The sequence below is a fragment of the Roseateles sp. P5_B10 genome, assembly GCF_056400485.1.
The window spans coordinates 1-527 of sequence record NZ_JBFULE010001752.1; the positions used below are offsets into that span (position 1 = coordinate 1).

Consider the following 527-nt stretch of genomic DNA (forward strand, 5'->3'; position numbering starts at 1 on the left):
AGATTCCTCGGCCACATAGCGGGTCTTGCCCGCCAGTAGCAGGAACACGCACATGGATTCGCAATAGGCCTGCGGCACGACCGCCGGCTTCATGACGCCCGAGGATGATTGCAGGTCGACCGTGATACCGACTGTGGTGCGCAGACCAAGCTTGCGCCAGCGCCGGCCCATGGTGATGGCGTCATTGACCGAGCCGCCGCTGGAATCCAGCACCACTGTCGCGTCAGTCAGATCGCGGCCCTTGGAAAACTCGTCGAAATCCCTGACGGTGTCGCCGGTGACAATCCCCACCGCACCGATCCAGCCACGGCAATTCGGCTCGCAGGCAACCCAGGTGAAGCGCATCGGGAGTTTGCGTTCTTCGAGAACCGCCGCAGCTTGGGCAGAGGACGCGACCGAAGCCAGCAGGCTGGCCGCGAGTCCGGGAAGAACGATGCAAAAGGCCGCGGCGCGAAACAGCGCCGAACTACCTGATCGAAGCGACCTCATACGTCCCAAGTCGGATCCTTCCCCGCACTCTCATGAGC

At 63.0% G+C, this 527-nt stretch carries 1 protein-coding gene; it reads right to left on the reverse strand.

What is annotated here, in order from left to right:
• Positions 1–345 (reverse strand): hypothetical protein (locus tag AC1DU6_RS35710; protein ID WP_477863362.1); only part of this gene is annotated, 345 nt, incomplete at its 3' end.
• Positions 346–527 lie beyond the last annotated feature (182 nt).